The sequence below is a fragment of the Bradyrhizobium genosp. L genome (genome assembly GCF_015624485.1).
Lineage (GTDB): Bacteria > Pseudomonadota > Alphaproteobacteria > Rhizobiales > Xanthobacteraceae > Bradyrhizobium.
The window spans coordinates 4,655,165-4,668,762 of record NZ_CP061378.1 but is presented as its reverse complement, the minus strand read 5'-3'; the positions used below and the strand labels follow the sequence as shown (position 1 = coordinate 4,668,762).

The 13,598-nt window shown below is 64.7% G+C and carries 12 protein-coding genes and 1 tRNA gene; 6 read left to right on the top strand and 7 right to left on the bottom strand.

The genetic code is table 11. The features are described 5' to 3' along the window. Positions 1–124: 124 nt before the first annotated feature. A complete protein-coding gene (locus IC762_RS22155; RefSeq protein ID WP_195784347.1) occupies positions 125–1,462 on the bottom strand; it encodes a hypothetical protein in 1,338 nt (445 codons plus the stop codon). A 251-nt stretch (positions 1,463–1,713) separates the two neighbouring features. On the opposite strand from IC762_RS22155, the gene IC762_RS22150 reads away from it, so the two are divergent. After that, entirely contained in the window at positions 1,714–2,592 is an 879-nt protein-coding gene (locus tag IC762_RS22150) for a DMT family transporter (RefSeq protein ID WP_349629723.1), read from the top strand. A 97-nt stretch (positions 2,593–2,689) separates the two neighbouring features. Here IC762_RS22150 and argE read toward each other — a convergent pair whose 3' ends face one another. Next, on the bottom strand, positions 2,690–3,862 hold the full coding sequence (gene argE / locus IC762_RS22145; RefSeq protein WP_195784345.1) for an acetylornithine deacetylase: 1,173 nt from the start codon (positions 3,860–3,862) through the stop codon (positions 2,690–2,692). A 740-nt stretch (positions 3,863–4,602) separates the two neighbouring features. Continuing rightward, positions 4,603–5,388: an SDR family NAD(P)-dependent oxidoreductase gene (locus IC762_RS22140; RefSeq protein WP_195784344.1), complete on the bottom strand. Its 786-nt coding sequence runs from the start codon at positions 5,386–5,388 to the stop codon at positions 4,603–4,605. A 152-nt stretch (positions 5,389–5,540) separates the two neighbouring features. Here IC762_RS22140 and IC762_RS22135 point away from each other — a divergent pair, with 152 nt between their 5' ends. Both IC762_RS22135 and IC762_RS22130 read left to right on the top strand, forming a co-directional pair. Continuing rightward, on the top strand, positions 5,541–6,236 hold the full coding sequence (locus IC762_RS22135) for a histidine phosphatase family protein (protein WP_195784343.1): 696 nt from the start codon (positions 5,541–5,543) through the stop codon (positions 6,234–6,236). 52 nt (positions 6,237–6,288) lie between these two features. Then, complete coding sequence (locus IC762_RS22130; RefSeq protein WP_195784342.1) at positions 6,289–7,056, top strand: SDR family NAD(P)-dependent oxidoreductase; 768 nt, start codon at positions 6,289–6,291, stop codon at positions 7,054–7,056. A gap of 61 nt (positions 7,057–7,117) precedes the next feature. On the opposite strand, the gene IC762_RS22125 is transcribed toward IC762_RS22130, so the two are convergent. Continuing rightward, positions 7,118–8,341 carry a serine hydrolase domain-containing protein gene (locus IC762_RS22125; RefSeq protein WP_195784341.1) on the bottom strand — a complete coding sequence of 408 codons (1,224 nt, stop codon included), beginning with the start codon at positions 8,339–8,341 and terminating at the stop codon, positions 7,118–7,120. 216 nt (positions 8,342–8,557) lie between these two features. Here IC762_RS22125 and IC762_RS22120 point away from each other — a divergent pair, with 216 nt between their 5' ends. Next, complete coding sequence (locus IC762_RS22120) at positions 8,558–9,169, top strand: DUF6778 family protein (protein WP_246801150.1); 612 nt, start codon at positions 8,558–8,560, stop codon at positions 9,167–9,169. Positions 9,170–9,262: 93 nt separating this feature from the next. Continuing rightward, positions 9,263–9,338, top strand: a tRNA-Trp gene (locus IC762_RS22115). 55 nt (positions 9,339–9,393) lie between these two features. On the opposite strand, the gene IC762_RS22110 is transcribed toward IC762_RS22115, so the two are convergent. Together IC762_RS22110 and IC762_RS22105 are read right to left on the bottom strand one after the other, a co-directional pair. Continuing rightward, the gene (locus IC762_RS22110; RefSeq protein ID WP_195784340.1) at positions 9,394–9,735 is read right to left on the bottom strand and encodes a hypothetical protein; all 342 of its coding nucleotides are present in this window, start codon (positions 9,733–9,735) and stop codon (positions 9,394–9,396) included. Positions 9,736–9,888: 153 nt separating this feature from the next. Next, complete coding sequence (locus IC762_RS22105; protein WP_195784339.1) at positions 9,889–11,094, bottom strand: ABC transporter substrate-binding protein; 1,206 nt, start codon at positions 11,092–11,094, stop codon at positions 9,889–9,891. A gap of 116 nt (positions 11,095–11,210) precedes the next feature. On the opposite strand from IC762_RS22105, the gene IC762_RS22100 reads away from it, so the two are divergent. After that, on the top strand, positions 11,211–12,824 hold the full coding sequence (locus tag IC762_RS22100) for an acyl-CoA synthetase (protein ID WP_195784338.1): 1,614 nt from the start codon (positions 11,211–11,213) through the stop codon (positions 12,822–12,824). A 6-nt stretch (positions 12,825–12,830) separates the two neighbouring features. Here the strand turns inward: IC762_RS22100 and IC762_RS22095 are convergent, their stop codons facing one another. Beyond that, positions 12,831–13,595 (bottom strand): DUF3313 domain-containing protein, encoded by a 765-nt coding sequence (locus tag IC762_RS22095; protein ID WP_433995845.1) that lies wholly within the window; start codon positions 13,593–13,595, stop codon positions 12,831–12,833. Positions 13,596–13,598 lie beyond the last annotated feature (3 nt).

The window sequence follows — 13,598 nt, the reverse complement described above, 5'->3', positions numbered from 1 at the left end:
TTGACGAAGAGCGATCGTCCAACAAACTCGTCATGCCCGGGCCTGTCCCGGGCATCCACGTCTTGGGGCCACGTCAGAACACGTGGATGGCCGGGACAAGCCCGGCCATCACGACGTCAAGCCATCAATGCGTGCCGCCAGGCATCGGGCTCGGCGCCTTGTCGACGCTGCCGTTCTTCGGCTTCAGCTGCGTGATGGCATCCAGCGCGGGCTTGCGCAGTCCCTTGGCGCCGTCGCCGGGCTTCGCAACCAGCTCGCGATTGTCTTCTTCGCGATAGCGGCCGTTCAGGCTGCTGTTGATGACGTCCCAGATCTGCCTGAGGCGGCGGACATGGAGATCGTCCCTGACATAGGAGATCACGGCGCCGAGGATGTCGGCCGGATCGAGCGGGCGCTCGCTTCCGGTCGCGACGCCGAGCGCGCCGGGGGCGGTGTTGCTGCCGAGGTTGGAGATATCGAGCCCGAGCAGGATGAAGGCGACGCGCTCCTTCAACAGCGGATTGTCCATGCAGCGCTCGAGATCGAAGATGGTGCGGATATGGATGTCGCGCAGCGCGATGGTGCGGGCCGGGCCCACCGCCAGGATCAGCTGCGCCTGCGCGACCCAGTCGATCACCTCGTAGAGGCCATAGGGCGTCTCGACGAAGATCTGGATCGGGTTCATCGTCGCCAGATTCTGCACGTCCTCGATCTCGAACTCGCCGAGGCGCAACTTCATGAAGGGGTCGATGCCGAGGATCATGTCGAGCGGCAGCTCCTCCTGCAGCGCCTTGCTGGCCGGGCTGACGCGGCGCAGCCGGATCCACGGGAATTTCGCGATCAGCGCGCTGATGAAGAGATCAGGCACGAAGCCGATCACGAAGCCGGCCGCGATCTTGAGCTTGTCGCCCATGATGTCGAGCAGGCCGCTCTGCGCCACCGCCGCGCTGACGAACAGCGCCAGCACGATGTGCTGGAAGGAGGCGAAGAACGAGATCGGCGACAGGTCGAAATTCGCGATCCTTCGCACCAGATATTGCAGCGTCCAGATGTAGGCGCTGAGGAAGGTGTAGGTCACCATGCCCTGCCATCCCTTCGGCTGCGCGAAGTAGTTCGCGATGCCGTCGGCGGGATGCGGCGCGAAGGCGAACTCGAAGCCGAGGAACGCGATCAGGACGTAGACCGCGACCGGAAACAGATAGTAGCGGACCGAATTGGCGTTGTTCGATCCGGCACGCTCGGGGTTGGACTCGGGGTCGTATTTGTATTTCACCAGCTCGAACGACGGCAGGATGATCGGGCGGCCGTCGGATTTAGCGAACTGGAACGGGCGTTCGAGATCGAGCACGACCTCGCGGCGCGAGGCCCGCACGTTCATCCGGCCGACATAGACGCCGAGCGGAACGAGCAGGGCGAAGGTGGCGATGGAGATCGCGCGCAGAACGGCGTCGCTGAGGATCTGATCACTGATGAGCTGTGACATGGCTACCCCCTTTGGCTTGCGCGATGACGCTCAACCAGGCGTCGTGCAAGGAAGACTAGCTCGCCCGTAGCGATCGTAATGTGATCAGGCTCACGATTCGCGCACGGGGAGGGCAGGGCGTGACAAAATGAGGCCGTACGGCTTGAGTTTGCCGTTCCGCTTTGGCAAGGGGATTGGGTCAGTCAACCTGCCCTTGTCCTATCGGACGCTCCATTTTGAAACTCTCTGCGAATATCCGCGGCAGCCTGTTCATGGCTGCGGCCATGGCCACCTTCACCCTGAACGACACCATCACCAAGGCGGTGTCGGCGGAGCTCAACATCGGGGAGATCCTGCTCGTCCGCGGCCTGTTCGCGATCGTGCTGATCGCGGCGCTCGCCGTGCACCGGAAGGCACTGCGCCCGGTCCGCACGCTGTTCATTCGCCCGGTCGCGCTGCGCGTGATCGGCGAGATCGGCGGCACGCTGACCTATATGGCCGCGATCTCGCAGATCCCGCTGGCCAATGCCTCGGCGATCTTCCAGGCGCTGCCGCTGGTCATTACGCTCGGCGCGGCACTGGTGTTCGGCGAGCCGGTCGGCTGGCGGCGCTGGCTCGCGATCGCGGCCGGCTTCATCGGCGTGCTGGTGATCGTGCGGCCGGGCGCTGCGGGGTTCAGCCAGGCCGCATTGCTGGCGCTGGCCTCGGTCGGCTTCTGCGCGGTGCGCGATCTGGCCACCCGGGTCATTCCGAAACAATTGCCGACGGTGTTCATCACGCTGCTCACCACCGTGACGGTCAGCACGTCGGGCGCGCTCGTGCTCGTCCCGCTCGGCGGCTGGACGCCGCCATCCGGTCACGCGACCGGCCTGCTGGCGCTCGCCGCGGTGCTGATCCTGATCGGCTATCAATGCATCATCGTGTCGCTGCGCACCGGCGACATCTCGTCGGTCGCGCCGTTCCGCTACACGGCGCTGATCTGGGCGATGCTGACCGGCTATCTCGCCTTCGGCCACAAGCCAGACACCGCGATGCTCGCCGGCGCCGCGATCATCACGGCCTCCGGCCTCTACGCCTTCTACCGCGAGCGCATCCGCGACAAGCTCCGCCCCGCGGCGAGCGGGCCGGGGTTGCCGCCGGATGGGTTGTGAATGCGTAGGGCGGATTAGCGAAGCGTAATCCGCCATATCTTTCCCGCGTCGCGAAGGCGGTGGGTTACGCTGCGCTAACCCACCCTACGAAGCTGCGCTAGCCCTTCGCGCAATGTCCGATCAGCCGCGCGACGAATTCGCCGCAGCTCAGAAGCTCTGACATCTCGACGAACTCGTCCGGCGTGTGCGCCTGCGCGATGCCGCCGGGGCCGACCACCACCGACGGCACGTCGGCCATGCTGACGAACAGGCTGGCCTCGGTGCCGAACGCGACCTTGGCGTGGTCGTTGCGGCCGGCGAGCTGTTTTGCCAGCGTGACGATCGCAGCGTCCGCCTTGGTGTCGAGCGCGGGATAGTCGAGGATCTCCTCGAAATCGATGCCGCAGTCCGGATGCCGCGCGTGCATCGCCGGCTCGATCTCGGCCCTGGCCCAGGCGATGATCGCGTCCGTCACTGCTCTGGATTCGGTGATGCCGATGCCGCGGCATTCGAATTCGACCACACACGTGTCGGGCACGATGTTCAGCGCGGCGCCGCCATGCACGATGCTGGTGAGCAGGGTGGAGTGCGGCACGTCGTACAGGCTGTCGCGCTCGGCGTCTGCGGCCAGCAGCGTGGCGCGGCGACGGATCTCCATGATCAGCTCGGCGGCATATTCGATCGCGTTGACGCCGTCGGGCGCGATCGAGGAGTGGCGGGCGAGGCCGCGGAAGGACGCGCGCACGCCATGCTTGCCCTTGTGGCCGACGATCACCTGCATCCGGGTCGGCTCGCCGATGAAGGCGCCGAGCGGCTTGATCGGTTTGCGGCTGACCTCGCGCAGCATCGGCCGCACGCCGACGCAGCCGATCTCCTCGTCATAGGAGATCGCGAGATTGATCGGCGTTTCAAGCTTGGCCTCGAGCATCTCCGGAACCATGGCGAGGCAGACCGCGACAAAACCCTTCATGTCGGTGGTGCCTCGGCCGTAGAGCTTTCCGTCGCGCTCGACCAGCTCGAACGGGTTGTGCGTCCAGTCCTGGCCCACCACCGGCACCACGTCGGTATGCCCCGACAGCACCAGGCCGGGTCTGTCGGCGGGTCCGACGGTGACCCACAGCGAGGCCTTCTGCCCGGTCTCGTCCGTGATCCGCTCGCTGTCGACGCCGAGCGAGCCGAGATATTTTTCGATATAGCCGACCAAGGGCAAATTGGAGCGGTCGCTGACCGTGTCGAAGGCGACGAGATCGGCCAATAGCTTGCGAATGCGGTCGGGTCGTTGGCTGTGCATGGTCCGGCTCGCTGGTGAGGGCGGAGGTTGTTGCCTCCTCAAGGCACCGATTTGCCGGCCGGGTCAAGTCCTCGCCGTGCAGGTGTTCGTGTTTTCCGAATTAGTTGTTGACGCCGACCCCAACTCAGATGTTTAATGTCGGCGTCTCATCCGATCGAGGGGCGCTCGCGCATCGTCTGGAGTGTTGTGGTGAGATGCGGTGGACGCAGCGCGTGTCGGTGACGACAGCACGCGAGGCGGACGGTGAAGTCGTGCAGGCCTGACGCCCTAGTGGCAGGTGTCCCTCGCAAGACGCGTAAGCGTCTTGTCGAGCGCGGTGACACAAAAGCCCAGTCTCGCCGGGGCGAGCACGTATAAGCCGTAACCCATCGCGCAGGGAAAGCCGGGTTGTCCCGGTTACACCTGTGGTCCTACTCCCGTGCTTTTTGTTGCACGGGACCCATGGGTGCAATCGGCACCCGGCTTTCCCTGCGCCCTCTGTTCTCAGAGCGGCGAAACGAACAGCAAGACTCGGACAAATCATGTCGCGAGAACGCGAACGTATGATTCACAAGCGGTGCAACAAATTCATTGTCGTCCCGGCGCAGGCCGGGACCCATAACCACCGAAGCATACTATTGCGCGACCCTGAGGCCGCAGCTCTCTTCAACAACGCAACCCTGTGGTTATGGGTCCCGGCCTTCGCCGGGACGACGTGTGCGGAAAGTTGTGCGTCAACAATCCAGACCGCTACTACGGCATCAAATCGGCTTCCCCGTATACGGCATCGACGCCGTCAACCCGCCATCCACCGGGATCGCCTGGCCGTTGACGTAGGACGCCTCGTCGCTCGCCAGGAACAAGCCCATCGCGGCGAGCTCGTGCGGTTGGCCGGCACGCTTCAGGGGATTGAGCTGGCCGATCTTGTCTTGCGTGCCGCGTTCCTTGGCGCGGTCGAACACCGGCTTGGTCATGCCGGTCTCGATCAAGCCGGGACAAACTGCGTTGATGCGCACGCCGGTGCCGGACAGCGAGTAGGCGGTGGTCTGCACCAGGCTGATGACGCCGGCCTTGCTCGCTCCATAGGGATGTCCGCTGGCGCCCGACTTCAGGCCGGCGACCGAGGCGGTACAGACGATCGAGCCAAAGCCTTGCTTAGTCATGTGCGGGATCGAGTGCTTGATGGCGAGGAACGGGCCGATCAGGTTGACGCGCAGCACTTCCTGCCAATGTTCAGGAGTCTGGTCGGCAAGCGGCACCAGGCCGCCGCTGACGCCGGCATTGGCCCAGATCGCATCGAGCTTGCCGTATTTGCTGGCCGCCTTGTCGATGAAGGCCTTCACGTCGCTCTCCGAGCCGGCATCGGCAATGACGGCCTCGACCGTGCCGCCGGCGTCGCTGACGAGCTTTGCCGTCTCTTTCACGCCGTCGGTGCGATCGACCGCGATCAGCTTCGCGCCCTCTTTGGTGAACAGCAGCGAGGCCGCGCGGCCGATGCCGCTGCCGGCGCCGGTGATGATGACGGATTTGCCTTCGAGGCGGCCCATGCGTTTCTCCCTGGTCATGTCCACTTGATCATGTGCGTCGTCGTGCGTGCCGCGCGACGGAATTCAAACAGAATTTCAAACGTCCGCAGCACTTGAGACGATGTATGCTCTGACGTACAGCGACGCGGGACAGGATGGAAGGGCTTTTGCGAATGTCCGATGCAGACAAGCCAATGACGACGGTGACGCGGTGGTGGTGGGTGCGCCATGCGCCGGTGCGCAGCGACGGCGGCAACATCTACGGCCAGGAAGACATCGACTGCGACACCAGCGATACCGAGGTATTCGAGGCGGTCGCAAAGATCCTGCCGCGCAACGCGGTGTGGTACGCGAGCAATCTGAAGCGCACCCACAAGACCGCGGAAGCGATCTGGGCCACGGGCTTTCCCAGGCCTGCCGTGATGACGCAGCAGCGCGAATTCGCCGAGCAGCATCTCGGGCAATGGCAGGGCATGAACCGCGCCGCGATCCTCGCGAGCCGTCCGCCCGGGAGTGCCTGGTTCGCCGACGTCAACGAGCCCGCGCCGGGCGGCGAAAGTTTCATGGATCTCTACACCCGCGTCTGCCGTGCGATCGTGCGCATCACCGCCGCGGAGGCCGGTAAAGACGTCATCGTCGCCGGCCATGGCGGCGTGATCAAAGCCGCGATCGGCCTCGCGCTCGGCGGCCAGCCGGAGCGGGGACTGTCCTTCGACGTCGAGAACGTCTCGGTGACGCGGCTCGATCATTTCGCCGCGCCCGGCATATCGACCTGGCGGTTGCCGATGGTGAACCAGCAGCCGTGGCTTGCCGATCCCAAGCACGCAGCGATGCATCAGCCGGCGGGGCCGGAAGTCAAGCTCGCGTGAACAGCAGCCCGGCCCGTCGCAGAATTCAACAATTCACATCAGGGAGAGAAACATGAACTTGTTCGACATGAAGGGAAAAGTCGCCGTCATCACCGGCTCGACGCGCGGCATCGGGCGTGCGATCGCCGAGCGGATGGCCGAGCATGGCGCCAAGGTCGTGATCTCCTCGCGCAAGGCCGATGTCTGCGACCAGGTCGCAAAGGAGATCAACGACACCTACGGCAAGGGCACCGCGGTCGCGATCGCGGCCAACATCTCGTCGAAAGAAAATTTGCAGAACCTGATCGACGAGAGCAACCGCGCCTTCGGCAAGATCGACGTGCTGGTCTGCAACGCGGCCTCGAACCCGTATTACGGTCCGCTCGCCGGCATCTCCGACGACCAGTTCCGCAAAATCTTGGACAACAACATCGTCGCCAACAACTGGTTGATCTCGATGGTGGTGCCGCAGATGATCGAGCGCAAGGACGGCTCGATCATCATCGTCTCCTCGATCGGCGGCCTGAAGGGCTCGACCATCCTCGGCGCCTACGCGATCTCGAAGGCCGCCGATATGCAGCTCGCGCGCAACCTCGCTTGCGAATACGGCAAGCACAATATCCGCGTGAACTGCATCGCGCCCGGCCTGATCAAGACCGACTTCGCCAAGGCGCTGTGGGACAATCCGGAGAATCTGAAGGCCTCGACCGCGCGCTCGCCGTTGCTGCGGATCGGCGTGCCCGACGAGATCGCGGGCGCTGCGGTGTTCATGGCCTCGCGCGCCGGCGACTTCATGACCGGCCAGACCGTGGTGATCGACGGCGGCGCGACGATCAGCTGACCCGAAGGGTCATCCCGGGGCGCGCGCGAGCGCGAACCCGGGATCTCGATCCGCGATGCAGCTAATCCACCGCCGCGTACACCCCGTTGCGCACCAGCGAGCGGAAATATTCGCGCTGGTTGGGGCCCTGCATCATGAAGACCGCGATCAGCTCCTCGCTCGGATCGATCCAGAAGAAGGTGCCGGCCATGCCGCTCCAGAAGAACTGGCCGATCGAGCCGGAGAACGGGGCGATGCCTTGCTCGGTGCGCACCGCGAAGCCGAGGCCGAAGCCGTGGCCGGGCGAGACCAGCGTGCCCTGGATCTTGACCTCGGCAGCGAGATGGTTGGCCGCCATCAGCTGCAGCGTCTTGCGGCCGATGATCCTGGTGCCGTCGAGCGTGCCGCCATTGAGCAGCATCTGGGCGAAGCGCGCATAGTCCATCGTGGTGGACACCAGCCCGCCGCCGCCGGATTCCATCGCCGGCTGCTCCAGCATGTTGAACAGCTGCACCTTCTCGCGGCTCCACGGATCGAGCGCAAACGCCTCGGCGAGGCGGCCGGCATTCTGGTCGCCGGTCGAGAAGGCGGTCTCGTTCATCTGCAGGGGGGCGAGGATCTTCTCGGTCAAGAACGCGCCGAGCGTCTTGCCGCTGACGACCTCGATGATGCGGCCGAGAATGTCGGTGGAGCGGCTGTAGTTCCACTCGGCGCCGGGCTGGCAGATCAGCGGCATCGCGGCCAGCATGGTGGCGTGCTCGGCATTGGTGATCTTGCGGCTGCGCAGCCGCGACTGCTGATAGAGCCGCTGCACCAGGCCGTTGCCGGTATGGTCATATGTCAGCCCGGAGGTATGACGGAGCAGGTCCTGGACCGTCATCGGCCGCTTCGCCGGCACGAGGTCGAGCGTGCCGTTGCGCTCGACGCCGACCTTGGTCTCGGAAAATTCCGGGATGAATTTCGCGACGGGGTCGTTGAGCAGGAAGTGGCCGTCCTCGAGCAGCATCATGATGCCGATGGAGACGATCGGTTTCGTCATCGAGAAGATGCGGAAGATCGTGTCATGCGCCATCGGCGCCGGAGCCAGCGGGCTCTGCCGTCCGATCGCGTCGAACCAGCCGATCTGGCCGCGCCGCGCCACCAGCACCGTCACGCCGGGCACGCTGCCGCGGTCGACCTCGCGCTTGAACGTGTCGGACAGCGTTTGCAGGCGGTGACGCGACAAACCGATCGTCTCCGGCCTGGCTTCGGGCAGCGATGGAGTTTTCGAGCCGGCCGCGGGCGTGGCGGAGGTGTGGACGTTCATGGTCTCTCCCTAGGTTCTTGTCGTTGGTTGATAGGTGCAGTTTGGCGCGGAAGCCAAGCCCTGAACAGGTATCCGGACGCAACGCAGCGTTGGGCGGGCATAGGGGAACCGGGCTCGCGGCCCTGCAATACAATTAAAGGTAGACAGTCGCCCCCATGACCTCCTATTGCTGCATGCGGGCTGATGGATTGGGGTATGGGGGTTTCCTTGAGGCTATTGCCGTGGCTGGCGCGCATCGTCGCGCTCGGAGCTATGCTTGCGCTTGCGGGCTGCGTGACCACAGAGAATTCTCTGTCGCAAAACGATCTCGCGAGTTTCAAACTGACGGGGGTAGCCGTCAGCTTTGCGCCAGATGTCTGGATCACATGGGAGGACGGCATCCGGGCCTATGCCAACGCAAAGACGATCAGCGACGATCAGATATCGGCTGCGGCCAATACGCCGGAAGGCAAGGCCTATGTGCAGGGCCTGCTGGCGCAGCGTATCAAGGCTGGCGTCGAGCAGGCGATGGCCGGCCAGCTTGCGGGCGCGCGGCCGGTGCGGCTCGATATCGTGGTCAAACGCTTCGACCTGCCCTCGGCTGTGCAGCGGGTGTTGATCGGCGGACACCGCGGGATGACCGCGGACGCGAATTTGGTCGATGCGCGGACCGGTGCGGTGATCCTTGCCTATCCCAATCTGAATGCGTTCCTTTTCACCGGGCAAGGAATCGCCGGCTCGATCGTGCAGGCGGCGATCGACAATTCCGACAAGCAGAGCCCGGCCGACAAGGTGATCGCGCGCTACGGGGAAACCTACCGCGTCTGGCTTCTGCACAACGGAGTTTAATCGGCGCGCCGCCGCCGGTTCGCTTCGCCCTTGCAAAGCGGCCATGCCCTGTGCTTGAAACGGCGCGAACCGGCGGCGACGCCGGTTCCCTGCAGGAGTGTAGCTCAATTGGTAGAGCACCGGTCTCCAAAACCGGGGGTCGCAGGTTCGAGCCCTGCCACTCCTGCCAGCTAAATCAAATACTTAGCCGATATTTCGCTAGGACGGCGTACGCCTCCGAACCGCTACTTGCTGGTCGACGCTTCCTCCATTTTGATCTGGAGGGCATTCACCCGCGCTTCAATCCCCTTCACCTGGAGGGCAATCGGGCCAGATTCGAGCACGATCTGCACCTTGTTGATCCGTTGGTCGACGTCATCGATCAGATTGCGAATGCGGTCCAGTTCCACGGTCTGCTGCGCGAGCCTTTGTTTTTCAATGTCCCGCAGTTCGAGCACGGCAAGAAAGCTCTGCTGCCCCAGTTGTCTGCGCTGAATTTCCGACAGCCCAATCCCCAGGACGTTGAACACGAGAACGGCAATCAGGATGATCGTCATGAGGGGTGGTTTGGCTTCGACGTCGGGCATGACGCATCTCTCTATCTGATCGAATCAAGCGCCGGATGGGCGCGGCGACATTGCGATCATAGGCGACCCAACTCCGTTCTGAATAGAGACGTACGGGCGTCATGCCTCGCGCAATCGGCCGAGATCCCGGACCCCGGCGATTGTCATTCCGGCTCACTTGATGAGCGGGCAGCCACCGTCCTTCAGCGGCCGGAACGCCTGGTCGCCGGGAACCTCGGCGAGCAGCTTGTAGTAGTCCCACGGTCCCTTCGATTCCTCCGGCTTCTTGACCTCGAACAGGAACATCGAGTGCACCATGCGGCCGTCCTCGCGCACGACGCCGTTGTCGGTGAAGGCGTCGCGGATCGGGGTCTCCCGCATCTTGGCCAGCACCGGCTTGGTCTCCCGGGTACCGGCGGCCTTCACCGCATTGAGGTAGTGCAGGGTAGCGCTGTAGGTCGCGGCCTGGTTCATGGTCGGCATCCGTTGTCTGCGCTCGAAGAAGCGTTTGCCGAAGGCGCGGGTGCGGTCGTTGAGATCCCAATAATAGGCCTCGGTGATGATCAGGCCTTGCGCCAGCTTCAGGCCGAGGCTGTGGATGTCGGAGATGAACATCACGATGCCGGCGAGGTTCTGGCCGCCCGCGACAATGCCGAACTCGGCCGCCTGCTTGATGGTGTTGATGGTGTCGCCGCCGCCATTGGCCATGCCGACGATCTTGGCCTTCGAGGCCTGGGCCTGCAGCAGGAACGACGAGAAGTCCGGCGTGTTGAGCGGATGCCGGGCACTGCCGATCACCTTGCCGCCGGCGGCGCGAACCACGTCGCCGGTGTCGCGCTCGATCGAATGGCCGAACAGATAGTCGGCGGTGATGAAGAACCAGGTATCGCCCCCGTTCTTCACGATCGCGCTGCCGACGGTGTGGGCGTTGGCATAGGTGTCGTAAGTCCAGTGCAGGGTGTAGGGCGAGCAGGACTTGCCCGTGATGTCGGAGCTCGCCGCATCCGTCACGATCATGATCTTTTCGAACTGCTTCGACATCTCCATGCCGGCGAGCGCGGTTGCCGAGGTCGGCATGTCGATGATCATGTCGACGCCCTCGGCCTCGTACCATTTGCGGGTGATGTTGGCGGCGACGTCGGCCTTGCTGAGCGGATCGGCGCTGACGAGTTCGATCGGCTTGCCGAACATGCTGCCGCCGAAATCCTCGATCGCCATCTTGGTGGCTTCGACATTCCCGGCACCGCCGATGTCGGAATAGACCGATTGGAAATCGGTCAGCACGCCGATCTTGAGCGGCGCCTGCTGCGCGACCGCGGGTGCTGCCAGCACGGCGGCCAACAGGCCGGCGGCGGACAGAGTCCTGGCGATGGTTTTCATGATGTCGTGCCTCCCCCAATTTTCTTTATCGATTTGTGGGAGGAGGCTAGATTTGAGCGATATGAGAGTCAATTTGGCCGCGGGCAGGCAAAGAACCGCGGCACGACGGGGGGAACATGAGCGGAGATATCGCAGCCACCATCCAGCGCGCCCGCGAGCACGGCATCGGCGATCTCCTGCGCCGGTCGGCGCGGCGCTATCCCGGCAAGACCGCGCTGATCTGCGGCGAGGTGAGCTGGACCTTCGCGGAGATGGACGCGATCTGCAATCGTCTCGCGCGCGGCTTGCTCGGGCTCGGCATCGCCAAGGGCGACCGTGTCGCGGTACTGTCGCGCAATTCGCACGCCTTCGCCGCGTTGCGCTTCGCGGTGGCGCGGATCGGCGCCGTCCTGGTGCCGATCAACTTCATGCTCAATCCGGACGAGATCAATTTCATCCTCGCCAATTCGGGCGCGAAGCTGCTCGCGGTTGGTCCCGACTTCGTGGAGACGGCGCGCGCCGCTGCCGCCAAGGGCTCGGCGGTCGAAACGCTGATCTGGCTGCCGGGCGAGGACAAGGCTGTGGCGCCTGACGGCATCAGGACGTTCGACGGCCTGCTGCGCAGCGATGCATCGGCGCCTGACGCCTCGGTCGACAGCCGCGATCCCGCGCAGATCATCTATACCAGCGGCACGGAGTCGCTGCCGAAGGGCGCGATCCTCACCCATGAGGCCGTGATGTGGCAGTATGTCAGCTGCATCATCGACGGCGGCATGGCGACCGAGGACACCGTGCTGCACGCACTGCCGCTGTATCATTGCGCGCAGCTCGACGTCTTTCTCGGCCCCGCGATCTATCTCGGCGCCACCAGCCTGATCACCGGCAAGCCGGTGCCCGACAATGTCCTCTCCCTGATCGCGGCCCACAAGATCAACGCGTTCTTCGCGCCGCCGACGATCTGGATCGCGATGCTGCGCTCGCCCGCCTTCGATCGCACCGACCTATCGTCCTTGCGCAAGGGCTATTACGGCGCCTCGATCATGCCGGTCGAGGTGCTGCTCGAGCTGCAGCGCCGGCTGCCGGACGTGAAGTTCTGGAATTTCTACGGCCAGACCGAGATCGCGCCGCTTGCGACCGTGCTGACGCCGCAGGATCAACTGCCGAAGGCGGGTTCCGCCGGCAAGCCCGCGATCAATGTCGAGACGCGGGTGGTCCATCCCGACATGACCGACGTCGCCGTCGGGGAGGTCGGCGAGATCGTGCACCGCTCGCCGCATCTGTTGTCCGGCTATTACAACGATCCGGCCAAGACTGCGGCGGCTTTTGCCGGCGGCTGGTTCCACTCCGGCGACCTCGCGACCGTCGATGCCGACGGCTACATCACCGTGGTCGACCGCGTGAAGGACATGATCAAGAGCGGCGGCGAGAATGTCGCGAGCCGCGAGGTCGAGGAGATGATCTACCGGCTGCCTGAAGTCTCGGAGGTCGCGGTGGTCGGGCTGCCCGACCCGCGCTGGATCGAGGCGGTGACCGCGATCGTGGTGGTCAAGGCAGGCGCAAGCCTCGATGCGGACGCCGTCATCAAACACTGCGCGGCGGCGATGGCGCATTTCAAGGTACCGAAACAGGTCATCTTCGTCGACAGCCTGCCGAAGAACCCGAGCGGCAAGCTCCTGAAGCGCGAGCTGCGCCAGCGCCATGCCGGCGCCGCCACGCTCGACCAGGCGGTGCAGAAGAGTTTTGCGGGGTAGGGCCGATTATTGGCCAGGCGTCGCGGGCGGCTTGTCAGACCACTCCGGCGGCATGCCGAGCTTGCCGGCGGCCATGCCGATCAGGCCGGGATTGCGCCCGAACGCCTCGCAGGCCGCATATTTCGGCTTGCCGCCGAGCGAGGCGCCGATCTTGTCGAGCGACGGCAGCTCTGGCACCGTTCCGAACGGCGTAGCGCCGGTAACGACGAGCTTGCTGAAATCGTCGCTGAACGAGGAGGCGAGATCATAGGCGTCGGCGGCGCTCGACACCCGCGGTGAGTTGGTGAACGAATTGGCGCCGCGAGCCCACACCATCGCCGCCTGCTGGCGGCTGCCCGGATCGCGCACTTCGGCTTCGACCGTCAGGCTGCCGAGACCGACCGGCAACCGCGGCACCGGCACCGGTACGCTTGCGTTGAGCGCGGTCGGCACAAAGCCGATCACCATGGAGGCACCCGCCGCGACTTCGTCGGTGGGCGCCGCCTGGGTGACGAGCGCGTGCACGGTCAGGTCCGCGGGCCGGTCGGGATCAACGACTTCAAGCCGCTCGCTGAGGCCGACGCAGAGCGAACGGTCGATCGCGTTGGCGACCAGGTGCCGCTGTTCCGGCGACAGTGTCGGCGAGGCCGCGTGCGAGAACGTCGTCGCCACGATCCGTACCGTCTTTGCGGCAAGCACGTCGTCCTTGTTGACGTGAACCAGCGACTTCGCCAGCAGCCCGTCGGACGGCGTCAGCTCGTCGTAGGACGCCAGCGATCCGCCCGTCGTCATCGG